At 69.7% G+C, this 24,506-nt stretch carries 19 protein-coding genes; 16 read left to right on the forward strand and 3 right to left on the reverse strand.

Annotation, left to right across the window (positions count from 1 at the left end; translation table 11 throughout):
* Positions 1–94 precede the first annotated feature (94 nt).
* The 9 genes from ACYVJS_RS09430 (at position 95) to ACYVJS_RS09470 (ending at position 9,982) form a co-directional block, all read left to right on the forward strand.
* Positions 95–775, forward strand: a complete 681-nt coding sequence (locus tag ACYVJS_RS09430; RefSeq protein WP_460739688.1) for a GntR family transcriptional regulator — start codon at positions 95–97, stop codon at positions 773–775.
* Positions 772–2,295 (forward strand): MmgE/PrpD family protein, encoded by a 1,524-nt coding sequence (locus ACYVJS_RS09435; protein WP_460739689.1) that lies wholly within the window; start codon positions 772–774, stop codon positions 2,293–2,295. The genes ACYVJS_RS09430 and ACYVJS_RS09435 overlap by 4 nt, the downstream gene beginning before the upstream one ends.
* Positions 2,295–3,191, forward strand: coding sequence for a methylisocitrate lyase (prpB, locus tag ACYVJS_RS09440; RefSeq protein ID WP_460739690.1), 897 nt, complete (start codon positions 2,295–2,297; stop codon positions 3,189–3,191). The genes ACYVJS_RS09435 and prpB overlap by 1 nt, the downstream gene beginning before the upstream one ends.
* A gap of 26 nt (positions 3,192–3,217) precedes the next feature.
* The gene (locus ACYVJS_RS09445) at positions 3,218–4,408 is read left to right on the forward strand and encodes a bifunctional 2-methylcitrate synthase/citrate synthase (RefSeq protein WP_460739691.1); all 1,191 of its coding nucleotides are present in this window, start codon (positions 3,218–3,220) and stop codon (positions 4,406–4,408) included.
* Positions 4,409–4,412: 4 nt separating this feature from the next.
* Positions 4,413–5,591 carry a thiolase family protein gene (locus ACYVJS_RS09450; protein WP_460739692.1) on the forward strand — a complete coding sequence of 393 codons (1,179 nt, stop codon included), beginning with the start codon at positions 4,413–4,415 and terminating at the stop codon, positions 5,589–5,591.
* 60 nt (positions 5,592–5,651) lie between these two features.
* The gene (locus ACYVJS_RS09455) at positions 5,652–6,428 is read left to right on the forward strand and encodes an enoyl-CoA hydratase-related protein (protein WP_460739693.1); all 777 of its coding nucleotides are present in this window, start codon (positions 5,652–5,654) and stop codon (positions 6,426–6,428) included.
* Positions 6,429–6,473: 45 nt separating this feature from the next.
* Entirely contained in the window at positions 6,474–7,250 is a 777-nt protein-coding gene (locus ACYVJS_RS09460) for an electron transfer flavoprotein subunit beta/FixA family protein (RefSeq protein ID WP_460739694.1), read from the forward strand.
* A gap of 12 nt (positions 7,251–7,262) precedes the next feature.
* Positions 7,263–8,228: an electron transfer flavoprotein subunit alpha/FixB family protein gene (locus ACYVJS_RS09465; protein ID WP_460739695.1), complete on the forward strand. Its 966-nt coding sequence runs from the start codon at positions 7,263–7,265 to the stop codon at positions 8,226–8,228.
* Positions 8,229–8,686: 458 nt separating this feature from the next.
* A complete protein-coding gene (locus tag ACYVJS_RS09470) occupies positions 8,687–9,982 on the forward strand; it encodes a cytochrome b/b6 domain-containing protein (RefSeq protein ID WP_460739696.1) in 1,296 nt (431 codons plus the stop codon).
* A 125-nt stretch (positions 9,983–10,107) separates the two neighbouring features.
* Here ACYVJS_RS09470 and ACYVJS_RS09475 read toward each other — a convergent pair whose 3' ends face one another.
* Positions 10,108–10,614 carry a GNAT family N-acetyltransferase gene (locus tag ACYVJS_RS09475; RefSeq protein WP_243226628.1) on the reverse strand — a complete coding sequence of 169 codons (507 nt, stop codon included), beginning with the start codon at positions 10,612–10,614 and terminating at the stop codon, positions 10,108–10,110.
* A gap of 152 nt (positions 10,615–10,766) precedes the next feature.
* On the opposite strand from ACYVJS_RS09475, the gene ACYVJS_RS09480 reads away from it, so the two are divergent.
* Positions 10,767–11,330 (forward strand): acyl-CoA thioesterase, encoded by a 564-nt coding sequence (locus ACYVJS_RS09480; RefSeq protein WP_137418857.1) that lies wholly within the window; start codon positions 10,767–10,769, stop codon positions 11,328–11,330.
* A gap of 66 nt (positions 11,331–11,396) precedes the next feature.
* Entirely contained in the window at positions 11,397–15,095 is a 3,699-nt protein-coding gene (locus ACYVJS_RS09485) for a bifunctional proline dehydrogenase/L-glutamate gamma-semialdehyde dehydrogenase (protein ID WP_460739697.1), read from the forward strand.
* 187 nt (positions 15,096–15,282) lie between these two features.
* Here ACYVJS_RS09485 and ACYVJS_RS09490 read toward each other — a convergent pair whose 3' ends face one another.
* A complete protein-coding gene (locus ACYVJS_RS09490; RefSeq protein ID WP_460739698.1) occupies positions 15,283–17,196 on the reverse strand; it encodes an MDR family MFS transporter in 1,914 nt (637 codons plus the stop codon).
* A gap of 165 nt (positions 17,197–17,361) precedes the next feature.
* Between ACYVJS_RS09490 and ACYVJS_RS09495 the strand changes: the two genes are divergently transcribed.
* From ACYVJS_RS09495 to arfA, 5 genes are all read left to right on the forward strand, one after another.
* Positions 17,362–18,387 (forward strand): LacI family DNA-binding transcriptional regulator, encoded by a 1,026-nt coding sequence (locus ACYVJS_RS09495; protein ID WP_460739699.1) that lies wholly within the window; start codon positions 17,362–17,364, stop codon positions 18,385–18,387.
* 160 nt (positions 18,388–18,547) lie between these two features.
* The gene (locus ACYVJS_RS09500; protein ID WP_460739700.1) at positions 18,548–19,882 is read left to right on the forward strand and encodes an ABC transporter substrate-binding protein; all 1,335 of its coding nucleotides are present in this window, start codon (positions 18,548–18,550) and stop codon (positions 19,880–19,882) included.
* A gap of 70 nt (positions 19,883–19,952) precedes the next feature.
* Positions 19,953–20,867 (forward strand): carbohydrate ABC transporter permease, encoded by a 915-nt coding sequence (locus ACYVJS_RS09505; RefSeq protein ID WP_460739701.1) that lies wholly within the window; start codon positions 19,953–19,955, stop codon positions 20,865–20,867.
* Entirely contained in the window at positions 20,867–21,820 is a 954-nt protein-coding gene (locus ACYVJS_RS09510) for a carbohydrate ABC transporter permease (protein ID WP_460739702.1), read from the forward strand. Before ACYVJS_RS09505 ends, ACYVJS_RS09510 begins: the two co-directional genes overlap by 1 nt.
* A 50-nt stretch (positions 21,821–21,870) precedes the next feature.
* A complete protein-coding gene (gene arfA, locus ACYVJS_RS09515) occupies positions 21,871–23,382 on the forward strand; it encodes an arabinosylfuranosidase ArfA (RefSeq protein ID WP_460739703.1) in 1,512 nt (503 codons plus the stop codon).
* A gap of 99 nt (positions 23,383–23,481) precedes the next feature.
* Here the strand turns inward: arfA and ACYVJS_RS09520 are convergent, their stop codons facing one another.
* The gene (locus ACYVJS_RS09520; RefSeq protein ID WP_460739704.1) at positions 23,482–24,369 is read right to left on the reverse strand and encodes an aldo/keto reductase; all 888 of its coding nucleotides are present in this window, start codon (positions 24,367–24,369) and stop codon (positions 23,482–23,484) included.
* Positions 24,370–24,506 lie beyond the last annotated feature (137 nt).

Below are 24,506 nucleotides of genomic sequence, written 5' to 3' on the forward strand. Positions count from 1 at the left end.
ATACCCAAAGAGCTCTGAGTGTCGAAGAGTGGCGCCCAGGCGCTGATTGTGCATACACTGTGCGAGTTCATCGGACGGTGCCAGAGGAGGCGGGATGCGGGCCAGTGACCGTGCGTACCGCACTCTTCTCGAGCAGATCCAGTCCGGCGAGCTGGCGCCGGGAACGGTGCTCGCCGAGGTGGAGCAGGCGCGCCGGCTCGGCGTGAGCCGTACTCCGCTGCGAGAGGCCATCGGCCGGCTCGCCGCCGACGGCCTCGTCGCACAGGCCTCGCCGCGGGTCACCGTCGTGACCGACATCGACGCCGACGACATCCGCGCCCTCTTCGCCGTGCGCCGCGCGCTCGAGGAGTCCGCGGCCCGCATCGCGGCGGAACGCGTCGCCGACGGAGCTCCGGGCGAGCCCTTCGCCGCGCTCGCCGAACGCTGGTCGGCCGAGGACCCCCAGGCGGATGCGGACGCCTACTACGCCACGATCGCAGAGTTCGATCAGGCGCTGGACGCCGCCGTCGGCAACGACTATCTCATCGCCGCGCTGCGGACCGTGCGCACCCACCTCGTGCGGGTGCGCCGCCTCGCGCGCGACAACCCCGCACGCCTCGCCGCCTCCGCCGCCGAGCATCGCCTCATCGCGCGCGCGATCGCCGACGGCGACGCCGAACTCGCAGCCCACGCCACCCACGTGCACCTGCACCACGCCCTGACCGCCATCCTCGCGTCGCTCGCCGACGCATCCGACGCCCCCCGCGTCGCACGATCCACCCCGGGAGCAGCATGATCACGCACCACCTCCGTGTCCACACGAGCGAGGAGAAGCTCGCCCGCGAAGGCCAGCTGGCCTGGCACATCGCCGAGGTCGCCACCGACCCCGTAGCGGTGGAGCCGGATGTCGTCGACATGATCGTCAACCGCCTCATCGACAACGCGGCGGTCGCCGCCGCATCCCTTACCCGCCGACCCGTCGTCGCCGCACGTCAGCAGGCGCTGGATCATGCCGTCTCGGTCGGCGGCGCCGGTGCGACGGTGTTCGGATGCGCGCTCGAGCGCCGCACCTCGCCCGAGTGGGCAGCGTGGGCCAACGGGGTCGCCGTGCGCGAGCTCGACTATCACGACACCTTCCTCGCCGCGGACTACTCGCACCCCGGCGACAACATCCCGCCGATCCTCGCCGTCGCGCAGCACGTGGGCGCCGACGGGGAGGCGCTCGTGCGGGGCATCGCGACCGGGTACGAGATCCAGATCGACCTCGTGCGCGCGATCAGCCTGCACAAGCACAAGATCGACCACGTCGCACACCTCGGCCCCTCGGCGGCGGCCGGTATCGGCACGCTGCTGGGCCTGGACACCGAGACGATCTCCCAGGCCGTCGCGCAGGCGCTGCACACGACCACCGCGACCCGTCAGTCCCGCAAGGGCGAGATCTCCACCTGGAAAGCCCACGCCCCCGCGTTCGCCGGCAAGATGGCGGTCGAGGCCGTCGACCGCGCGATGCGCGGCGAGACCTCCCCGTCGCCCATCTACGAGGGCGAGGACGGCGTCGTCGCGTGGCTGCTCGACGGCAAGGATGCCTCTTACGACGTGCCGTTGCCGGCCGCGGGCGAGCCCAAGCGGGCGATCCTGGACTCGTACACGAAGGAGCACTCGGCCGAGTATCAGGCGCAGGCGTGGATCGACCTGGCGCGCAAGCTCGGCACGGAACGGCCCGAGCTTCGCGACCCCGCGAATGTGGCCTCGATCGTGCTGCACACCAGCCACCACACGCACTACGTGATCGGCTCCGGAGCGAACGACCCGCAGAAGTACGACCCGACGGCTTCTCGCGAGACGCTGGACCACTCGATCCCGTACATCTTCGCGGTCGCGCTGCAGGACGGCACCTGGCACCACGTCGACTCCTACGCGCCCGGGCGCGCCGCGCGTGCGGACACCGTCGAGCTGTGGCACAAGGTCACCACCGCTGAGGACGGCGAGTGGACCCGCCGCTACCACTCCGAGGACCCGAACGAGAAGGCGTTCGGCGGGCGCGTGGTCATCACGCTCGCCGACGGATCGGTCATCGAAGACGAGATCGCGGTCGCCGACGCGCATCCGCTCGGCGCCCGCCCCTTCGCGCGCGAGGACTACGTCCGCAAGTTCCGGCTGCTGGCGGAGCCCGTGCTGGAGGAGGCGGAGATCGAGCGGTTCCTCGAGCTCGTGCAGCGCCTGCCGGAGCTGACCGCCGACGAGGTGCGCCAGCTCTCGATCGTCGCGAAGCCGGGGCTGCTGCTCTCGCAGCCGGCGCCGAAGGGGCTGTTCTGATGCTCGGGTCGAGCGCCTCCGCATCCGACAAGCGCCGCGCGTTCCGCGCCGGCCTCGCATCGGGCGAGCTGATGCGGCTGCCGGGTGCCTTCAACCCGCTGTCCGCGCGCCTGATCGAACGCAAGGGCTTCGAGGGCGTCTACATCTCCGGCGCGGTGCTGTCGGCCGATCTCGGTCTTCCCGACATCGGCCTGACGACCCTGACCGAGGTCGCCGGGCGCGGGGCGCAGATCGCCCGGACGACGGAGCTTCCGGCGCTCATCGACGCCGACACCGGATTCGGCGAGCCCATGAACGTCGCCCGCACCATCCAGATGCTCGAGGACGCCGGAGTCGCCGGGGCGCACATCGAGGACCAGATCAACCCGAAGCGCTGCGGGCACCTCGACGGCAAGGCCGTGGTCGACGAGCAGACGGCGCTGCGCCGCATCCGTGCCGCTGTGGATGCGCGCCGGGACCCCGACTTCCTCGTGATGGCGCGCACCGACATCCGCGCGATCGAGGGCCTGGATGCGGCGATCGACCGCGCGAAGGCGCTCGTGGATGCGGGAGCGGACGCGATCTTCCCGGAGGCGCTGGCGACCCTCGACGAGTTCGAGGCGATGCGCAAGGCCGTCGACGTGCCGATCCTCGCCAACATGACCGAGTTCGGCAAGAGCGAGCTCTTCTCGGTCGATCAGCTGCGCGACGTGGGCGTGAACATCGTGATCTGGCCGGTCTCGCTGCTGCGCATCGCGATGGGCGCCGCCGAGCGCGCGCTGGACGAGCTCGTCGACAAGGGGCATCTGCGTGACAAGGTCGGTGAGATGCAGCATCGCGCCGAGCTCTACGACCTGATCGACTACGAGCAGTACAACAGCTTCGACGACAGCATCTTCACCTACACGCGTCCGTGACGCGCGGCCCAGCACAAAGGAGTGACATGACCGAGCAGGAGCAGATCCGGAAGGGACTGGCGGGGGTCGTCGCGGACGAGACCGCCATCTCCAAGGTCAACCCCGAGACGAACTCGCTGCTGTACCGCGGCTACCCCGTGCAGGAGCTCGCCGCCACGCAGCCGGTTGAGGCGGTCGCGTACCTGCTGTGGCACGGCGAGCTACCGAGCGACGACCAGCTCGCGGAGTTCCGACGGGCCGAGCGGGAGCACCGGCCGCTGATGGCGGCCGTGCAGGCGGCGATCGAGCTCGTGCCGCTCGACGCGCACCCGATGGACGAGGTGCGCACCGCGCTGAGCGTGCTCGGCGCCGCGGATCTCGCCGGTGTCGCGTCGGTGCTCGATGCGGTCGGCACCCCGGAGGAGAACCTCGCGCGCAGCCTCCGGCTGTTCGCCGCACTCCCGGCGATCGTCGCCTACGGTCAGCGCCGTCGCCGCGGACAGCTCCCGATCCCGCCCCGCGACGATCTGGACTACGCGGCGAACTTCCTCTGGATGACTTTCGGTGAAGAGGCGGATGCGGTCGTCGTCGACGCCTTCAACCGATCGATGATCCTGTACGCCGAGCATTCGTTCAACGCGTCCACCTTCACCGCGCGGGTCATCGCCTCGACGCTCAGCGATCTGCACTCCGCGGTCGTCGGCGCGGTCGGCGCGCTGAAGGGTCCGCTGCACGGCGGCGCGAACGAGGCGGTGCTGCACATCTTCGACGAGATCGGCGAGGCGGAGAACGTCTCCGCCTGGCTCGACGACGCACTCGCGAACAAGCGCAAGATCATGGGCTTCGGCCACCGCGTCTACAAGCGGGGCGACTCCCGCGTGCCCACCATGAAGGCGGCGCTCGACGATCTCGTCGCCCACTACGACCGACCGGATGTTGCCCGCCTCTACGACGCGCTCGAGAGCGAGTTCGTGGCGCGCAAGGGCATCTATCCCAATCTCGACTATCCGTCGGGGCCCGCCTACAACCTCATCGGGTTCGACACGGTGACCTTCACCCCGTTGTTCGTCGCAGCGCGCGTGGTGGGGTGGACGGCGCACATCATGGAGCAGTACAGCCGCAACGCCCTCATCCGCCCCCTGTCGGTCTACACCGGCCACGAGGAACGGCACGTCGCGGGCTACGTCCCCGACGACGCGGCAGAGCATGTCAGCGAGCGGCCCGAAGAGAAAGGCTGAGACCGTGCGCGAGGCGGTGCTGGTCGACGCGGTGCGCACGCCCTCGGGCCGCGGCAAACCCGGGGGTGCGCTGAGCGGGGTGCACCCCGTGGATCTCGCGGCCGGCGTGCTGCGCGCCCTCGTCGAACGCAGCGGTCTCGACGATGCGCTCGTCGACGACGTGCTGCTCGGCTGCGTCAGCCAGGTCGGGGAACAGTCGACGAACATCGCGCGCCAGGCCGTGCTCGCGGCCGGGTTCGCCGAGACGGTGCCCGCCGCGACCTTCGATCGTCAGTGCGGCTCTGGCCAGCAGGCCGTCCACTCGGCGGCGCAGGCGATCATGGCGGGGGCGGCGGACGTCGTCATCGCCGGCGGCGTCGAGTCGATGAGCCGTGTGCCGCTGGGGTCGGCGGCCGCATCCGGATCCCCGGTGTCGCCGCTGCTCGGTGAGCGCTACCCCGACGGTCTCGTGTCGCAGGGCATCTCCGCCGAGCTGATCGCTGCGAAGTGGGGTCTGTCGCGCGAGGCATTGGACGCGTACGCCGCCGAGTCCCACCGCCGCGCCGCGTCAGCCGCTGCGGAGGGGCTGTTCGCCTCGCAGATGGTGCCCGTCGAGACGCCCGCAGGGCTCGTCGAGGTCGACGAGACGGTCCGTGCGGCCACGACAGCGGCGGCGCTCGCGGGGTTGCCGCCGGCGTTCCGCACCGATGCTGCAGCGTCCCGCTTCCCCGAACTGGAGTGGCGCGTCACCGCCGGGTCGTCGTCGCCGCTGACCGACGGCGCGTCCGCTGTGCTGCTCATGAGCGCCCAGCGCGCGGCGGAGCTCGGTATGCGGCCCCGTGCCCGCCTGCGTTCCTTCGCCGTCGTGGGCGACGATCCGCTCATGATGCTCACCGCGCCGATCCCGGCGACGCGCCGCATCCTGGATCGTGCGGGGCTCACGATCGACGACATCGACGCGTACGAGGTGAACGAGGCGTTCGCCTCGGTGCCGCTCGCCTGGCTGGACGAGCTCGGCGCCGACCCCGCGCGTCTGAACCCCTGGGGCGGCGCGATCGCGCTCGGGCACGCGCTCGGCTCGTCCGGGACTCGCCTGCTGGGAACCCTCGTCGCGCACCTGGAGCACACCGGTGGGCGCCTGGGGCTCCAGGTCATGTGCGAGGGCGGCGGGATGGCGAACGCGCTGATCGTCGAACGGATCTGAGGAGAATTCCCCGGGGGTCGACCCTGCCGAACCCGCGAGCGCTCATGCCACGATGGGCAGATGAGCACCTACGAGACGATCCTCGTCGAGCAGCACGGACGCGTCGGTTGGATCACCCTGAACCGTCCCGACGCCCTCAACGCCCTCAACTCGACCCTGGTCGGTGAGCTCGCGGCGGCGGTCGCAGCATTCGACGCCGACGAGGGCGTCGGGGCGATCGTGCTCACCGGGAGCGAGCGCGCGTTCGCCGCGGGCGCCGACATCAAGCAGATGGCCGACAAGTCGACGCGGGACATGCTCGTGGACAACCCGTTCGCGGCCCTCGAAGGCGTGGCGCGGGCTCGGACGCCGCTGATCGCGGCGGTCGCCGGCTTCGCCCTCGGTGGCGGGTGCGAGCTCGCCATGATCTGCGACATCATCCTCGCCGCCGACACCGCGCAGTTCGGTCAGCCCGAGATCGCGCTCGGAGTGATCCCGGGCCTGGGCGGAACGCAGCGGCTCACCCGTGCCGTCGGGGCGTACAAGGCCGCCGAGCTCGTGCTGACCGGCCGGCGCATGGGGGCCGAGGAGGCCGAGCGTGCGGGACTCGTCTCGCGCGTCGTTCCCGCGGCCGAACTACGGGATGCGGCGATGGAGGTCGCCCAAGCCGTCGCCGCGAAGTCACTCCCGGTCGTCTACGCCGCCAAGGAGGCCCTGCGTGCCGCGCAGGAGACGACGCTGGCGGAGGGTCTCCGGTTCGAGAAGCAGAGCTTCGCCACCCTCTTCGCGCTCGAAGATCAGAAGGAGGGGATGGCCGCCTTCCGCGAGAAGCGTGCGCCTGAGTTCCGCCATCGCTGACACCGAGTGTCGTCTAGACTCGTCCTGTCGAAGGAGCACCGCCCCATGAGAATCGTCGTGCTGGTCAAAGAAGTCCCCGACACCTACGGTGACCGCGTCCTGGATCTCGAGACCGGACTCGCCGACCGCGCCGCCAGCGATCGCGTCATCGACGAGATCGGGGAACGCGCCCTCGAGGCCGCACTCTCCTATGCCGACGCGCATCCGGGCACCGAGGTCGTGGCCATGATGATGGCCACCGAAGAGGCGACGCCCACCCTGCGCAAGGCGCTCGCGCTCGGCGCGGGCTCCGCCGTGCAGATCGTCGACGAAGCGCTCCGCGGTGCCGACCTCGGACTCACCGCCCAGGTGCTCGCCGCCGCCATCGAGCGGACCGGTTTCGACCTCGTCATCGCGGGCAACCAGTCCACCGACGGCGTGGGCGGCGTGATCCCCGCCATGATCGCCGAGCGGCTCCACGTGGCCTCGGCGACGGGCCTTGCCCGCGTCGAGCTCGCCGAGGACGCCGTCGAGGGTGACCGTCCCGGCGACGGCGCCGTGCGCCGCATCCGTGCCGAACTGCCCGCCGTCATCTCGATCACGGAGGCCATGCCCGAGGCGCGGATGGCGGGCTTCAAGGGTGTCATGGCAGCGAAGAAGAAGCCCATCGAGACAATGTCGCTCGCCGACCTCGGGATCGACGCCGATGATCCCGAGGCCGCACGCTCGATCATGATCGCCATCGCCCCCCGCCCCGCGCGGGCAGCGGGGCAGGTGATCGTCGACGACGGCGACGGTGGCAACCGCCTCGCCGAGTTCCTGATCCAGAACCGCCTGGTCTGAGAGGTGACGACGATGACCGACTTCGCCGACGACGCCGTCCTGGTGCTGCTCGAGGCCTCGGCAGCAGGGGGACTTGCCGCATCCGGGGCCGCACTCATCGGGGCCGCATCCCGCGTGGGGACACCCGTCGCGCTCGTCGTGGGCGATGCGTCGCTCGCCAAAGCGGCCGGGCAGTGGGGCGCGGGCCACGTGCTGGTCGCGCCCTCCGGCGAGGGGCTCGGCCTCGCCGAGATCGACGCACTCGCCGCCGCCGTGGCCCAGGTCGTCCCCGAAGCGGTGCTCGTCTCTCACTCGCTTGACGGGCGCGATGTCGCGGGTCGGCTGGCGGCGCGGATCGGTGCGGCCCTGGCCGTCGACGTGGTCGGCCTCGATCGCGACGAGGAGGGGATCATCGCGCACCACTCGGTGTACGGCGGGGCGTACTCCGTCGACGCGGCGGCGACGTTCGGGCCGCTCGTGGCGACCGTGCGTCAGGGGGCAGTGGAAGACCGTGCGGCGGCGGTCGAGTCGGTCGTGACGGAGCTCGCCGTGGCTGCCTCCGGTGCGCCGACCGCATCCGTGCTGTCGGCCGAGGTGGTGGAGAAGTCCTCGTCGCGGCCAGAGCTGCGAGGAGCGACGCGGGTCGTCTCGGGCGGACGCGGACTCGGATCGGCGGAGAAGTTCGCCCTCGTGGAACAGCTCGCCGATGCGCTCGGCGCCGCCGTGGGCGCCTCTCGCGCGGCGGTGGATGCGGGCTACATCCCCTACGAGCATCAGGTCGGCCAGACCGGCGTCTCGGTGTCGCCGCAGCTGTACGTCGCGCTCGGGATCTCGGGCGCCATCCAGCACAGGGCGGGCATGCAGACGGCGAAGACCATCGTCGCCGTCAACAAGGACGCCGATGCGCCGATCTTCCAGATCGCGGACTTCGGTGTCGTGGGCGACGTGTTCCAGGTGGTGCCGCAGCTCATCGACGCCCTCGCGGCGAAGCGAGGCTGAGCGTGGAGGATCGCCCGCGTCGGGTGCGCCGGGGACTTCCGCGCGTCGCCGGCGGGGAGCCGTGGCCCCCCGCATCCTTCGTCGCGGCTGTCGCCACCGCGGATGGTGCCGACGGTTCCCCTGTCGCGAGTGGTGGCGACGTCGCCGGTGGCGCCGATGCCCCCGATGCTCGCGGCGTCCCCACGTCGCCTCTTCCTTCGCCTGTCACAGATCGCGGGGTACCCCCGCGATCTGTGACAGGCGAACATGCTCAGCGACCGATGCGCCGAGGGCTGCCGAGGACAGCGGGGGGTGATCCGTGGCCCCCCGCCTCGGTTGTGCTCGCGTCTGCCGCCGTTCAGGTATCCGGATCCGGCGGCGCGGCCGGCGGACCTCCCGCAGGGGAACGGGGGGCCAAGCACGTCCGGCGGGGACTGCCTCGCGTTGCGGGCGGCGAGCCTTGGCCTCCGGCGGGGAGGATGCGGCCGGCCGCCTCTCCGGCGCGCACCACGGACGCGGCCGCCGCCACCAACGCGGCCGCCGCCGCGGCACCCGCATCCGCCACGGAGTCCGCCGCCGCCGCGGACACCGCACCCGCCGCACCCGTGACGCCCGCATCCGTGACGCCCGCCGGAGCGGCGCCCGCCGGAGCGGCGCCCGTGTCGGTCACGCCCATGGCGAGTGTTCAAGAGACGCGACCTGCGCCGGAATCGGGCGCGGAGCCGCATCCGGAGTCCCTCGAACAGGGGAGTATGGACGTCGAACGGATGCGGGAGCCGCTGCCGTTCACGCCGACCGTCTTCCCCGGACGCGCCGCGTTCGAGCGCCCGGCACCGAGGCCACAGCCCCGCCGCTACGGTCCGTTCACCGCATTGCAATGGCTGGGCGCCTCCATCGTCGCCGGCGCGGGGGTGTTGTTCGCGCTCGCGATGATCGTGTTCGCGACGCGGTGGCTCGTCTCGCTAGACCCGCTGCGCGACTTCCTCGCGACCTACCCGGGCGAGTACCACCTGCCCGAGAGCGCCCCCGTGGGGCTTCCCGCATGGCTGGGGTGGCAGCACTTCCTCAATGCGTTCTTCATGCTGCTGATCATCCGGTCGGGTCTGCAGGTGCGGCGCGAGAAGCGACCGTCAGCGTTCTGGACGCCGCGATGGAACAGCAAGCGCAAGACGAGCCTGACGATCTGGTTCCACCAGTCGCTCGACCTGCTGTGGCTCGTGAACGGGCTCGTGTTCCTCGTGCTCCTGTTCGTGACGGGGCAGTGGATGCGGATCGTGCCGACCAGTTGGGAAGTGCTGCCCAACGCTCTGTCGGCGATGCTGCAGTACGCGTCGTTGGACTGGCCGACCGAGAACGGCTGGGTGAACTACAACAGCCTCCAGCAGCTCGCCTACTTCACCACGGTGTTCGTCGCCGCGCCGCTCGCGATCCTGACGGGGGTACGGATGAGCGGACTGTGGCCGCGCAAGGCGGAGGCCCTGAACCGCGCCTATCCGATCGAGTGGGCGCGCAAGGTGCACTTCCCGGTGATGCTCTTCTTCGTCGCGTTCATCATCGTGCACGTCGCTCTCGTCTTCGCGACCGGTGCGCTGCGCAACCTCAACCACATGTACGCCGCGCAGGGGTCGACGGATCCCACCGCCTACGCGGACAACTGGGCCGGGTTCTGGATCTTCGCCGCATCCGTGCTCGTGATGACGGGCGGATGGATCGCCGCGCGTCCTCTCGTGCTCGCACCCATCGCGCGGCTCTTCGGCACGGTCAGCTCCCGCTGATCCGCGTCTCCGGTCAAACGGCCGCGAGACTGCATCCTTGCCACGAGATCACGGGTGAATACCGTGATCTCGTGACGAAGATGCAGTCTCGCGAAAAAAGCGGGGCGGCGGATGCGGGCCCCGAGTCAGCGGGTGAAGCGGACCTCGGTCAGCGTCTCGCCGAGGAACGGCTCCGTGTGTGTCGCGCCGTCGAGGGCGAAACCGTTGCGCGTGTAGAAGCGGTGGGCGCGGGGGTTGTCCTCGGCGACCCAGAGATACAGCCCTTCGCCCTCCTCGACCGCGGCGTCGAAGAGCTTCTGGCCGATGCCGGTCCCGTGCCACGCATCCAGCAGGTAGATGAAGTACAGCTCGCGCTCGCGCGGTGCGTCTTCGTCGCGCGCGGGGCCCGAGCCCACGAAGCCCACGATCTCGCCCTCCACGAGCGCGGCGGACATGCGGTAGTCGGGGCCCTGCTCGGCCCAGTGGGTCCAGAGCTCGGCGAGCCTCCGGGGCGAGACGCGCTCCAGTGCGGCCTTGCTGATCAGGTGGTCGTAGGTCTCGTGCCAGCACGTGGCGTGCACGCGACCGAGGGCTTCGGCGTCCACATCGCGTACCGGGCGGACGATCACATCGGTGGTGAGGTCGGCTTCCATGGCCAGACTCTACGCGGGCGGCTCGAACGGCGGAAATCGACTGCGCCGGGTCATTGCGGGCCACCAGCGACGAGCCGGATGCGGCCGCCGCCGCTGTCGGGATCGCACAATCGAATCCCGCCGCCGTCTGCCTTCTCCTACGATCTGTCGTCGTGAACGTGATCTGGCGCACCCTGCTTCTGCTCGCCTCCTCCCGCCGCCGTTACCGTCGCGAAGGTGCGATGGACTCGCTCGGCGTCGGCCGTATCCGGCTGACGACGCTTCCCACCGACCTCGACGTCGTGGGGCACATGAACAACGGGCGGTACCTGTCGCTGTTCGACCTCGGACGCTTCGACCTGCTCATGCGCACCGGGCTCTGGGACCTCATGCGCGAGCGCGGCTGGTACCCGGTCGTCGCCAATGCGACCATCAGCTATCGCAAGTCGCTGCACCTGTGGCAGCGCTTCGACGTGGAGTCACGCGTCATCGCCGCCGACGACCGCGCCGTCTACCTCGAGCACCGCGCTGTCGTCGACGGCGAGATCTACGCACAGCTCATCGCGCGCGGACGGTTCGTGCGCCGCTCGGGCGGCACGGTCGGTCTCGCGGAGCTGTTCGAGGCGCTCGGGCAGGATCCCGCCACCGTGCCTGCTCCCGAGGAGTGGATGCTGCGCTGGGCCGAGGATGTGGCACTCCCCTCGACGCGTCGCCCCGCCCCCAGCATCTGGCGCTGATCCGGCGCCGCCGGCGGGCTCGTGTCACGCCCGTGGGGCCGCAGGGCCCCGACGTAGGCTGAGCGCATGTCCTCCAGCACCGAGGCGGGGGCGCCACGAGCGCCGCGTCCCGCATCCCTCGCCGACGACGCGGTCACCCTCGCGCGCCGTTGGGTCACCGAAGCAGCAGACGCCCATGCCGACCCCGCCGCGGAACGCCTCGCGGGAGTGCTGCGCGACCCCAACGGACTCCCGTTCACGATCGGGTTCGTCGACGGCGTCATGCGTCCCGAGAGCCTCTCCGCCGCGGCGGCGAACCTCAGCCGCATCGCTCCGCTCGTGCCCGACTTCCTGCCCTGGTACCTGCGCTCCGCGGTGAGGGTCGGCGGGGCGGTCGCCCCCGCGGTGCCGACGCCGGTGGTACCGATCGCCCGCCGCGCCCTTCGCGACATGGTCGGCCACCTCATCGTCGATGCGCGCCCCGAGAAGCTCGGTGCGGCGATCGGCAAGCTGCGCGAAGGCGGCGCGAAGCTGAACCTCAACCTGCTGGGCGAGGCCGTACTCGGCGAGAACGAGGCACGGCGCAGGCTCGACGGCATCCACGAGCTCATCCGCCGACCCGACGTCGACTACGTCTCGGTCAAGGTCTCGGCCATCGCCGGGCACATCTCGCTCTGGGCCTTCGCCGAGGTCATCGAGCGCGTCGTCGAGCGTCTGCTGCCGCTGTATCTGAGCGCCGCCGCCGACGGCACCTTCATCAACCTCGACATGGAGGAGTACCGCGACCTCGACCTCACGATCGCGGTGTTCACCCGCATCCTCGAGGACGAGCGACTCTCAGCTCTCGAGGCGGGCATCGTGCTGCAGGCGTACCTGCCTGACGCGCTCCCGGCTCTGCGGGAGCTGACCGCGTGGGCCCGGCAGCGCGTCGCGGGCGGCGGCTCCGGCATCAAGGTGCGTCTGGTCAAGGGCGCGAACCTTGCGATGGAGCGCGTCGATGCGATCATGCACGGCTGGCCGCAGGCGCCCTACGACACGAAGCTCGACACCGACGCGAACTATCTGCGGTGCCTCGACTGGGCGCTCGATGCCGATCACGCCGCCGCGGTGCGCGTGGGTGTCGCCGGTCACAACCTCTTCGACGTCGCCTACGCGTGGCTCCTCGCCGGAGAGCGGGGCGTGCGCGAGCGCATCGAGTTCGAGATGCTCCTGGGTATGGCCGCCGGTCAGGTCGCCGCGGTCTCGCGCGAGGTGGGCGCCGTGCTCCTGTACGTGCCGGTCGTGCGTCCCGACGAGTTCGACGTGGCGATCAGCTACCTCGTCCGCCGACTCGAGGAGAACGCCTCCAGCGAGAACTTCCTCTCCGCCGCGTTCGATCTCGACACCGATCCGGAGCTGTTCGCGCGGGAGCGCGACCGCTTCCTCGCCTCGATCGAGCGGTCGACGGATGCGGCGCTGCGCACCGGGCCCCGTCGCGGGCAGAACCGCCTGCAGAGCGCGCCGGATGCGGCCGAGCCCGCCATCCTGCGCGACCCGGCACCCACGCAGGAGGTCGCCGGCCTCACCCAGGCAGTCCTCGGCATCGCCGCCGACCGCACCGAACCCGACGCGCACTCCGTCCTGTTCGGCGGAGCGGAGTTCGTCGAGACGGCGGTCTTCTCCCCGCGCGAATCGAACGCCGGCGTGCACGGCGCGCCCGGTTTCCGCCCCGCGGCCGACACCGATCCGGCGCTTCCGGCGAACCGCGAGTGGGCGCAGCGCATCATCGAGCGGATCGAGACCTCGACCGCCGGCGACGCGACCATCGGCGGCGCCCGCGTCGGCGACACCGACACGCTCGAGCGCACGATCGCGCGAGTGCGTGACGCGGCCGCCGGCTGGGGGACGCTGCCGGCAGCCGACCGTGCCGTGGTGCTGCAGGCGGCGGCGCGCTCGCTCGAGGCGCGCCGCGACCTGCTCATCGAAGTCGCCGCATCCGAGACCGGCAAGGTGCTCGCCGAGGCGGATGTCGAGGTGAGCGAGGCGGTGGACTTCGCCAACTACTACGCGGCGACCGCGCGCGAGTTGGATCGGGTCGCCGGCGCCGTCTTCGTCCCGGCCCGCCTGACGGTCGTCGCGCCGCCGTGGAACTTCCCTCTCGCGATCCCCGCGGGAGGTGTGCTCGCGGCCCTCGCGGCCGGATCCGGAGTGGTGTTCAAGCCCGCCCCGCAGGCGCGCCGCTCGGCGGCCGTCGTCGCCGAAGCGCTGTGGGATGCGGGCATCCCCCGCGACCTGCTCGCTCTCGTTGACATCGACGAGGGCGAACTGGGGGAGCAGCTCATCGCCCACCCCGCGGTGGACCGTGTGATCCTCACCGGGTCCTGGGAGACCGCGCAGTTGTTCCGCTCCTGGCGGCCCGACCTTCCGCTGCTGGCCGAGACGAGTGGCAAGAACGCCATCATCGTCATGCCGTCGGCCGATCTCGACCTCGCCGCATCCGACCTCGTCAAGAGCGCGTTCGGGCACGCCGGACAAAAATGCTCCGCCGCATCCCTCGCGATCCTCGTCGGATCGGTGGGACGCTCGACCCGCTTCGCGCGCCAGCTCGTCGATGCCACGCGCTCCCTCGCGGTCGCGTCGCCCGCCGACGCCGCCGCCGAGATCGGCCCGGTGATCGAGCCGCCGCAGGGCAAGCTGGCGTGGGCGCTGACCACGCTCGACGACGGTGAGAAGTGGCTCGTGGAGCCCGAGCGGATCGACCAAGCGCCGGAGCTGGCGGGTCGGCTGTGGCGTCCCGGCATCCGCACCGGGGTCGCGCCGGGGTCGCGCTTCCACCTCGAGGAGTTCTTCGGGCCGGTTCTGGGCATCATGCACGCGTCGTCGTTGGCCGAGGCCATCGAGTTGCAGAACGCCGTCGCCTACGGCCTGACGGCGGGCCTGCACACCCAGAACCCCGATGACCTCGCGCTGTGGCTCGACCGCGTCGAAGCCGGCAACCTGTACGTGAACCGGGGCATCACGGGCGCGATCGTGCAGCGCCAGCCGTTCGGCGGCTGGAAGCGGTCATCGGTGGGCGCGGGCACGAAGGCCGGCGGTCCGAACTACCTGATCGGCCTCGGCAGCTGGCGACCCACCGCCGCCGGCGGATCGACGACGTTGCACCTGCGCGGGCTCGACTCGCGCATGACCGCCATCATCGAAGCCGCCCAGCCGTCGCTGGACTACGAACGGTTCGAATGGCTGCGCCGTGCCGCGCTGTCGGATGCCGTGGAGTGGGATCGGGAGTTCGGCCGCATCAAGGATGTGACGGGCCTCGGCGTCGAGCGGAACCTGTTCCGGTACCGCTCGGTCGATGCGGCCGTGCGGGCGACCGCGGGCGCGGAGGTGCAGGAGGTGCTGCGCGTCGCTCTCGCCGCCCTGCGCGCGGGCTCCGCCGCATCCCTCAGCACGGCGACGGGGCTTCCGCCTGCCGTGCGCCGCGCGCTGGGCGAGGCGGGCCTCACGGTGCACGTCGAGACGGACGCGCAATGGATCGAACGCCTGACCCGCGCCGAGGCGGATGCCGCCGGTATCAGCGTCAAGCCGCGCGTCGCGCGGGCACGCCTGGTGGGACCCGCATCCGAGACCGAGATCCTGCACCGCGCCCTCGCCGAGGCGATCGCGGGAGACCCGGATCTCGCCGTCTACGCGAATCCGGTCACCACGGCCGGGCGGCTCGAGCTGCTGCCGTTCCTGCACGAGCAGGCCATCGCGATCACCGCGCACCGTTTCGGCAACCCCGACGCCTGGAGCGAAGCCGTCATCTGAGCATCGCCCGGGCCGGCCGCCCTGTCGTTGCGCCGGCCGGCTCCCGCATCCATGTCCCACTTGCCGCAGAAATCAGCCCCGATTCCTGCGGTAAGTGGGACATGCCGTGCGGTAAGTGGCGGCAAGTGGGATATGCCGGGCGGGGCGCCGTCGTCGGTCCCGCCGGTGAGAGCGGGGCCGACGGAACTCAGTCGCGGACGTCGCGTCTGGTGAGCGGTCGGTCCGCGGTGGGCACGGGGCCGGTGTCGGGCGCGACCAGCGCACCCGCATCCGCCGCCGCGGCCTGCGCGAGCACGGCCGGATCGTGGGCTTCGGATGCGGCGGCCGCCTCATCCGCCGCCTCCTGCAGCGCGGACTTCGCCCGCAGCGGCGGTGTGCGGAAGAACAGCGTCAGCACGAAGGCGAGCAGCACGACACCCAGCGCCACGCGGTAGACCACCGTCGCCGAGTCGTTGAACCCGACGAGGATCGGCGCCGTCAGGCGGGGGTCTGCGCCGTTGAGGAATGAGGTGTCGTTCATGACCGAGCCGTCGAAGCTCTGGTCGTCGTTCTTCGTGGCGAGAGCCTCCTGCACCTGCGGCACGGCCTGTGCGACGAACGCCTCGCGGGCGGCCTCGTTCGACAGATCGACGGATGCGGCACTCGCCGCCTGCTGCAGGTTCGCGACAATCGGGTCGTAGATCGTCTTCATGATCGCCGCGTTCTCGGGCGCCTGAGTGACGGCGGGATCGAGCGCCGCCTCCAGCGCGTTCGTGACGGTCCCTTCGTCGGCGAACGAGTTCTGGATGTTCGCAGGCACCAGCGTGAACAGGAGCGAGAGGAGCACGGCGGTGCCGAGGGTTCCGCCGATCTGACGGAAGAAGGTCGACGCGCTCGTGGCCACACCCATGTCGCGCAGCCCGACGGAGTTCTGGCTGGCGATCGTCAACGTCTGCATGAGCTGGCCGAGGCCGAGGCCGAGCAGCAGCATGGCGCCGGCGAGGAACCAGTACGAGCTGTCGACGCGGAGGAAGGTCAGCAGCACGTATCCGCCCGACAGGAACAGCGTGCCGAGGATCGGGAACATGCGGTACCGACCGGTGCGCGCGATGATCTGACCGCTCGCGATCGAGGCGATCATGAGTCCGAGGATCATCGGCAGCATCTGGAAGCCGCTCTCGGTGGGCGTGGCGCCCAGCACGAGCTGCAGATACAGCGGCAGCGTCAGCATCGCACCGAACATGCCGAAGCCCACGAGCACGCCGATGACGGTCGCCATCGAGAACGTCGACGAGTGGAAGAGCGTCAGCGGGATGAGCGCATCCGTCTTCATGGCGCGCTCGACGAACACGAACGCCACCGCACCCAGAGCGCCCACGACGTAGCAGGCGATCGCGATGGGGGAGTCCCAGCCCCACTCGCGGCCCTGTTCGGCCACCAACAGCAGCGGGACGAGGGTGACCACGACGAGTGCCGCACCCCACCAGTCGATGCGCACGGATTCGCGCGGGTGGTGCGGAATGTGCAGGAAGCGCACGACGATGAACAGGGCGATGATGCCGATGGGCACATTGATGAGGAACACCCAGCGCCATCCGGCGATCCACAGGATCTGGTTCGCGCCGGAGAAGAGCCCGCCGACGAGGGGGCCGATGACGCTCGAGATGCCGAAGACGGCCAGGAAGTAACCCTGGTACTTGGCCCGCTCGCGGGGCGCGAGGATGTCGCCCATGATCGCCAGGGGCATCGACATGAGACCGCCGGCGCCGAGGCCCTGTACCGCGCGGAAGGCGGCGAGCTGCACCATGTCGGTCGAGAAGCTCGCGAGCACGGAGCCGACGATGAACACGATGATCGCGAAGAGGAACAGCGGTCGGCGGCCGAAGATGTCGGAGAGCTTGCCGTAGATGGGTGTGGCGATCGTCGAGACGATCAGGTAGGCCGTCGTCACCCATGCCTGCAGGCTCAGCCCGTGCAGGTCGTCGCCGATCGTGCGGATCGCCGTGCCGACGATCGTCTGGTCGAGGGCGGAGAGGAACATGCCGGCCATGAGGCCGAAGATCACCAGCAGGATGGCGCGGTGCGTCATCACGGGCTGGTCGGTGCGCGCAGTCTCGGACATGGAGCCTCCGGTGGGATGAGGCGGAAAAAGTTGACTATCCGCAACTATCGGACGTCTGATCATAGACCCGTCGTGTATCCGCAGGGCGCCAGGGGCGGGGTGCCCCGAGGGCGAGCGGCGGAGTCGCACCAGTACAACGTTGTACAGTGAGCGGATGGGGGAGCGATGACACCGACACTGCACGACGTCGCCCGTCTCGCCGGGGTCTCGATCAAGACCGTCTCGAACGTGATCAACCATCACCCGAACGTGCGTCCCGCTACGCGTGAGCGCGTCGAGCAGGCGATCGCGGAGCTCGATTACACCCCTAATCTCACTGCCCGGAACCTGCGCAGCGGGCGAACCGGCGCCTTTGCGCTCGCGGTCCCGGATCTGGGGCTGAGCTACTTCGCCGAGCTCGCCGCGACCATCATCCAGCAGGCGGAGAGTCGCGGGGTCGGCGTGCTGGTCGAGCAGACCGGCGGCGACCGGGAGCGTGAGATCGAGCTCTTGCGCTCGCCTCGGCGCGGCCTCACCGACGGGCTCATCTTCAGCCCCTTGGGTATGGGGCAGGAGGATGTGGCGTACCTCGACGTGCTCTATCCGCTCGTGCTGCTGGGTGAGCGCATCTTCGACGGCCCGAGCGATCACGTCACCATGCAGAACGTGGCGGCCGCGCGCGCGGCGACCGAGTACCTGTTGGCCCAGGGGCGGCGCAGGATCGCCGTCGTCGGCGCCCACGCGGGCGAGGTCATCGGTTCGGCGGGTCTCCGGCTGGCGGGGTACCGCGAGGCCCTGGATGCGGCGGGCATCGCCTACGACGACACGCTGGTCGGCTACACCACGATGTGGCACCGCGCCAACGGCGCCGACACCATGCGCGAGATGCTCGATCGGGGGGTCACGTTCGATGCGGTCTTCGGATTGAACGACACTCTGGCGCTGGGCGCGATGCGCGCCCTGCAGGAGTTCGGACTGCGCGTTCCCGACGACGTGTGGGTCGTGGGCTTCGACAATCTCGACGAGGCGCAGTACTCGATCCCTTCGCTTGCGACGATCGATCCGGGGCAGGACTGGATCGCGCGCACGGCCGTCGAGACGCTTCTCGCGCGCATTGCGAGCCCCGGTGAGCAGGGCCCCGCGCGGCGGCTGCTGGCCGACTTCCGCCTCGTGCGCCGGGAGTCGGCGCCCGGCGACGCGCCGCGCGACTGACCTCTTGACACAGTCCGTCCCCGCGCGGCATCATGCATTTACAACGTTTACTTACAACGTTGTAAAGCGGGTGCAGCGTGGCACGGGAAGATGCCGGGCTGACCGCATCCACTGACGCGAGACACAGTTGTCCGCACCGCGAGAGGAAGCACACAGCCCCATGAAGAACAGACTCATCGCCGGCTTCGGCGTCGTCGCCGTGGCCGCCGCGGCGCTCACCGGATGCGCGGCATCCGGCTCCGCCGAGGCATCGTGCACGAACAAGATCCTCAAGCCCGACGCCACGCAGGTCTCGGTGTGGGCCTGGTACCCGTCCTTCGAGGACGTCGTCGATCTGTTCAACGAGAACCACGACGACGTCCAGATCTGCTGGACCAATGCCGGTCAGGGCAACGACGAGTACACGAAGTTCTCGACCTCGATCGAGTCCGGTTCGGGCGCTCCCGACGTCATCATGCTGGAGGCGGAGGTGCTCTCGAGCTTCTCCATCCGCGACGCGCTCGTCGACCTCTCGCAGTACGGCGCAGCAGACGTCAAGGCGAACTACACGGATGGTGCCTGGAAGGACGTCTCCAGCGGTGACGCCGTCTACGCGATCCCGGTCGACGGCGGCCCGATGGGCATGCTCTATCGCAAGGACATCCTCGACAAGTACGGCATCGCAGCGCCGACGACGTGGGCGGAGTTCGCGGACGCCGCGCAGAAGCTGAAGGATGCCGGAGCCCCCGGCGTCCTGGCCAACTTCCCGCCCAACGGTCGCGCCTTCACGCAGGCGCTGTTCGCGCAGGCCGGTTCCGCGCCTTTCCAGTACGACAGTGCGTCGCCGCAGGACATCTCGATCGACGTCAACGACGCCGGCTCCAAGAAGGTGCTCTCGTACTGGCAGGACCTCGCCACCAAGGGGCTGGTCGCGGTCGATGAGGCATTCACCGCGGACTACAACACGAAGCTGGTGGACGGGTCGTACGCGATCTACGTCGCCGCCGCCTGGGGTCCCGGCTACCTCCAGGGTCTCGAGGGGACCGACGAGAGCGCACAGTGGCGCGCAGCTCCCATCCCGCAGTGGGATGCGGCCCAGCCGGTGCAGGTCAACTGGGGCGGTTCGACCTTCGCGGTGACCAGTCAGGCCAAGGACAAGGAGGCGGCAGCCACCGTGGCCAAGGAGATCTTCGGCACCGAGGAGGCCTGGAAGATCGGTATCGAGAAGGCGGCGCTGTTCCCGCTGTGGAAGCCCATCCTGGAGTCGGACTACTTCCGCGACCTCGAGTACCCCTTCTTCGGCGGGCAGCAGATCAACAAGGAGGTCTTCCTCCCCGCGGCGGCAGGCTACAGCGGCTTCACCTTCAGCCCGTTCCAGAACTACGCCTACGACCAGCTGCAGCAGCAGGTGACCGCGGTCGTCGTGGATAAGTCCAAGGATGCCGCGCCCGCACTGGACGATCTCCAGACGACGCTCGAGCAGTACGCGAAGGATCAGGGCTTCACGCTCGGCTGATCGGCCGGTGGGCCGGCCGTGTGTCGGCCCACCGCATCCGCCCGTTCGTCCACGCCCGCAGGGAGCTCTCATGTCCACGCACGCCATCGCCGCGCCGCGACGCGCCAGCGGCCACATCCGCCGCCAACGCGTCGGCTGGCTCTTCATCGCCCCGTTCCTCGTCGTCTTCGCCGCCTTCCTCGTGTTCCCGCTGATCTACGCGTTCGGGATGAGCCTGTTCAGCTCCACGCTGGCCACCGGCACGAAGTTCGTCGGCATCGACAACTACCTGAAGGCTTTCACCGATCCGCTGTTCCTGGGCGGGCTCGGGCGAGTGGCACTGTATGCGATCGTCATGATCCCGGCGCAGCTGCTGGTCGCTCTGGTGGCGGCCCTCGTTCTCGACAACCTCGCGACCTGGCTCTCCAAGCTCTCGCGACTGCTGATCTTCGCCCCGTACGCGATCCCCGTGGTCATCGGCGCGCTGATGTGGAGCTTCCTCTACAGCCCCCGCTTCGGCCCGGCAGGGACCATCTTCGGATTGTTCGGACTGGATGCGCCGAACTTCCTTGCGAGCGACACGATCTTCGGCAGTCTCGTGAACGTCGTGACATGGCAATGGTCCGGCTACTACATGATCGTCATCTACGCCGCCCTGCGCTCGATCGACCCCGCCATCTACGAGGCGGCACGCATCGACGGCGCGAGCGGCTGGCAGATCGCGACGCGCATCAAGGTGCCGATGATCTCGTCCTCGATGGTCATGGTCATCACGTTCGCGCTGATCGGCACCCTGCAGTTCTTCACGGAACCGACGGTGCTGAGATCGATCGCGTCCGGGGCGCTCCCCGCGGAGTACACCCCCAACATGTACGCCTATGCGCTGGCCTTCAGCTACAGCCAGTTCAACTACGCCTCGACCATCGCGTTCTCCCTCGCGATCGTCGTCTTCATCGGATCGTTCGGGTTCCTGTTCCTGACGCGCAAGCAGAGCGGACTGAAGTGATGGCCATCCCCACTGCCGTGACAGACCACACCCGCGCCGTCGTGACCGCAGGCACCCCACGACTCGACCGCGCCGCGCGCCGCGATGCCCGGCGCCACCGCATCCGGATGCAGGGTGGACGGCGCATCGGCTCGCACGTCCTGCTGCTGATCCTCGCCCTGTACTTCGTCATCCCGATCTGGTGGCTGTTCGTAGCCTCGACCAAGAGCACCGGCGGCCTCTTCTCCAGCCCGGCTTTCTGGTTCGACGATCCCGCCCAGTTCTTCACGAACCTGGCGGGCCTGTTCGAGCACCAGGGCGGTATCTACTGGAGGTGGCTCGGCAACTCGTTCCTCTACGCGTTCGTGTCGGGTCTCGGAGCGACGGTGGTCGCGGTGCTCGCAGGCTACGGATTCGCCAAGTACCGCTTCCGCGGGCGCGGGTTCGTCTTCGGCATGATCCTCGGCTCGGTCATGGTGCCGCTCACGGCCCTGGTCATCCCGCAGTTCATGCTGCTCAGCCAGTACGGGCTCGTGAACACCGGCTGGGCCGTCATCCTGCCCTCGCTGCTGAATCCCTTCGGCGTCTACCTCATGCGCGTGTACACGCAGGACACTGTGCCGGACGAACTGCTGGAGGCGGCGCGCATCGACGGTGCGGGGGAGTGGCGCACCTTCACCCGGATCGTGCTGCCGCTGCTGCGCCCCGCGATCGTCACGGTGCTCCTGCTGTCGATCGTGGGCACGTGGAACAACTTCTTCCTGCCGCTGGCGATGCTCACCAACCCCGACACTCTGCCGGTGACGGTGGGCCTCAACCGCTGGCTCGCCCTCTCGAACGCCGGGGCGGGCGGCGAGCAGGTGTGGAACCTCATCACTTCCGGCGCCTTCATCTCGGTGCTGCCACTGCTGCTGTCGTTCCTGCTGCTGCAGCGCTACTGGCAGGGCGGCTTGACCCTCGGCAGCGTCAAGTGACCGCATCCGGCCGCGAATCGACCCCGACCTCCTCGACAGAAAGCACATCCATGCCCGCTGCACGCCTCACCCTCGACCCCGCGTTCGCGATCGGGCCGATCCGCCGCAAGATCTTCGGCGGGTTCGTCGAGCACCTCGGCCGGCACGTCTACGACGGCATCTACGAACCCGGTCACCCCACCGCCGATGCGGACGGGTTCCGCCAGGACGTCATCGAACTGGTGAAGGAGCTCGGCGTCGACACCATCCGTTACCCCGGAGGCAATTTCGTCTCGGGCTTCCGCTGGGAGGACTCGGTCGGTCCCCGCGAACTGCGCCCTCGCCGACTCGACCTGGCCTGGCACTCCACGGAGACCAACGAGGTGGGGCTGCACGAGTTCTCCTCGTGGTTGGAGAAGGTCGGCAGCGACCTGATGATGGCGGTCAACCTCGGCACCCGCGGCACGCTCGAGGCGCTCGACCTGCTCGAGTACTCCAACATCCGCTCCGGCACCGCCCTCAGCGAGCGTCGCATCGCCAACGGGCGCGCGGAGCCCTTCGACGTCCGGATGTGGTGCCTGGGCAACGAGATGGACGGACCCTGGCAGCTCGGCCACCGCTCGGCCGATGACTACGGCAAGATCGCCTCGCAGACCGCGAAAGGGATGCGCCAGCTCGACCCCGACATTCAGCTCGTGGTGTGCGGTTCCTCCAGCGCGCACATGCCGACCTTCGGCGAGTGGGAGCGCGTCGTGCTCACTCACACTTACGACGACGTCGATCTCATCTCGTGCCACGCGTACTACGAGGAACGCGGCGGAGATCTCGGCAGCTTCCTCGCATCCGCGGTCGACATGGACGGCTTCATCGAGACGGTCGTCGCCACGGCCGACCACGTCGGAGCGGTGCGGGGATCGAGCAAGCGCATCGACATCTCGTTCGACGAATGGAACGTCTGGTACATCGACCGTTTCCACGGCGTCGACAAGATCACCGGCATCGACAACTGGCCGATCGCCCCCCGTCTGCTCGAGGACATCTACTCGGTGGCGGATGCGGTCGTGTTCGGCAACCTGATGATCTCGCTCCTCAAGCACGCCGACCGTGTCGCGAGCGCCTCGCTCGCGCAGCTGGTGAACGTCATCGCCCCGATCATGACCGAGCCGGGCGGTATCGCCTGGCGTCAGAGCACGTTCTATCCCTTCTCGATCACGTCCCGGCTCGCGCGGGGCGAGGCGCTGCGACTCACCCTGGACGCCCCGACGTACCTGACCGAGGCGTACGGCGAGGTTCCCCTCGTCGACGCCGTCGCCACCCACGATGCCGAGAGCGGATGCAGCGCCGTGTTCTTCGTCAACCGGTCGACGACCGAGTCGATCGAGGTCTCGGTGGACGTCACCGCGCTCGGAGAAGTGGGTGTGCTCGAGGCGCACACCCTGTCGGATGACGATGTGTACGCGAAGAACACGCTCGAGGCCCCCGAGCGCGTCGCGCCCCGGGTGAACGACTCGGTCGCGCTCGCGGACGGCGTGCTTACGCTCTCGCTGCCGCCGGTCTCGTGGAGTGCGATCGCCCTCGGCTGACGCTTCCGCCTGGGGAGGCGGAGGAGTGGCGGCGGGGGAGCGAACGCGCGCGGGCACCTCCTCCGCTCGCCGCGCGTTCGTCCTCCCGCCGCCGGGTGATCAGGCGTCGATGCCCACAGAGAACGACAGCCGCTCGATCTCGTCCGCGGACAGCTCCAGGTCGGCCGCCTTGGCGCTGTCGGTGATGGATGCGGCGCGCCGCGCACCCGGAATCGGGATCACGGTGTCGGCGAGCGCGAGCTCCCACGCGAGCACCACCTGCTGCGGGCTGACGCCGTGTGCCTCGCCGACCTCGGAGAACACGCGGAAGCGCTCGCCGACCGAGCGTCCGCCGCCGCCGGTGCCGCCGAGCGGGCTCCAGGGGAGGAACGCGAGTCCCGCATCCGCGCAGTGGGTCAGCTCCTTGTAGCTGCCGGGGTGGCGCGGCGAGAACTCGTTCTGCACGCTGACGAGCGCATCGCCGAGCACCTCCTGGGCGATCTGGATCTCCTCGATGCTCGCGTTCGAGATGCCGAGGGCCCGCACCTTGCCCTCTTCGTGCAGGGTCTTGAGGTTCTGCATGATCTCGCCGTAGACGATCCAGCGGTCGGGGCGGTGATACTGGTACAGGTCGATGACGTCGGTGCCGAGGCGGCGCAGCGACGACTCGACGGCGCCGCGCAGATAGGGGAGCGAGCCGTCGCGGCCGAAGTCCTTCTCCTCGGTGCGGGTGATGCCGCCCTTCGTCGTCACCACGATCGACGATCTGTCGCCGCCCCAGGAGGCGAGGGCCTCGGCGACGAGCTCCTCGTTGTGCCCCATCGCGTCCCAGCTGGGGGCGTAGATGTCGGCCGTGTCGATGAGCGTCACGCCGGCGTCGAGGGCCGCGTGCACGGTCGCGATCGCGCTCTGCCGGTCGGGAAGTTCGTTGTCGTTGTTCATCGAGAGAGGCATGGCTCCGAGGCCGATGGCCGAGACGGAGAACGGGCCGAGGGTGCGCTGCTTCATGGGTCTCCTTCGACAGGTGGTGTGTTCTCCAGACTGGCACGACCGCATCCGGCTGCACGCTTCCGGTCGCGAGGCGTCTCGTCGTGCGAGAATGTCATCCGGCGTGCCCGTGTCGCCGGCTCTCTGACAGCTCCGCC

The organism is Microbacterium neimengense, from assembly GCF_054782995.1.

Bases quoted from the DNA above. Each gene is read 5' to 3' on its own strand.
- ACYVJS_RS09430 (WP_460739688.1), top strand. From the start codon at position 95: ATGCGGGCCAGTGACCGTGCGTACCGCACTCTTCTCGAGCAGATCCAG.
- ACYVJS_RS09435 (WP_460739689.1), top strand. From the start codon at position 772: ATGATCACGCACCACCTCCGTGTCCACACGAGCGAGGAGAAGCTCGCC.
- prpB (WP_460739690.1), top strand. From the start codon at position 2,295: ATGCTCGGGTCGAGCGCCTCCGCATCCGACAAGCGCCGCGCGTTCCGC.
- ACYVJS_RS09445 (WP_460739691.1), top strand. From the start codon at position 3,218: ATGACCGAGCAGGAGCAGATCCGGAAGGGACTGGCGGGGGTCGTCGCG.
- ACYVJS_RS09455 (WP_460739693.1), top strand. From the start codon at position 5,652: ATGAGCACCTACGAGACGATCCTCGTCGAGCAGCACGGACGCGTCGGT.
- ACYVJS_RS09460 (WP_460739694.1), top strand. From the start codon at position 6,474: ATGAGAATCGTCGTGCTGGTCAAAGAAGTCCCCGACACCTACGGTGAC.
- ACYVJS_RS09465 (WP_460739695.1), top strand. From the start codon at position 7,263: ATGACCGACTTCGCCGACGACGCCGTCCTGGTGCTGCTCGAGGCCTCG.
- ACYVJS_RS09470 (WP_460739696.1), top strand. From the start codon at position 8,687: ATGCGGCCGGCCGCCTCTCCGGCGCGCACCACGGACGCGGCCGCCGCC.
- ACYVJS_RS09475 (WP_243226628.1), bottom strand. From the start codon at position 10,614: ATGGAAGCCGACCTCACCACCGATGTGATCGTCCGCCCGGTACGCGAT.
- ACYVJS_RS09485 (WP_460739697.1), top strand. From the start codon at position 11,397: ATGTCCTCCAGCACCGAGGCGGGGGCGCCACGAGCGCCGCGTCCCGCA.
- ACYVJS_RS09490 (WP_460739698.1), bottom strand. From the start codon at position 17,196: ATGTCCGAGACTGCGCGCACCGACCAGCCCGTGATGACGCACCGCGCC.
- ACYVJS_RS09495 (WP_460739699.1), top strand. From the start codon at position 17,362: ATGACACCGACACTGCACGACGTCGCCCGTCTCGCCGGGGTCTCGATC.
- ACYVJS_RS09500 (WP_460739700.1), top strand. From the start codon at position 18,548: ATGAAGAACAGACTCATCGCCGGCTTCGGCGTCGTCGCCGTGGCCGCC.
- ACYVJS_RS09505 (WP_460739701.1), top strand. From the start codon at position 19,953: ATGTCCACGCACGCCATCGCCGCGCCGCGACGCGCCAGCGGCCACATC.
- ACYVJS_RS09510 (WP_460739702.1), top strand. From the start codon at position 20,867: ATGGCCATCCCCACTGCCGTGACAGACCACACCCGCGCCGTCGTGACC.
- arfA (WP_460739703.1), top strand. From the start codon at position 21,871: ATGCCCGCTGCACGCCTCACCCTCGACCCCGCGTTCGCGATCGGGCCG.
- ACYVJS_RS09520 (WP_460739704.1), bottom strand. From the start codon at position 24,369: ATGAAGCAGCGCACCCTCGGCCCGTTCTCCGTCTCGGCCATCGGCCTC.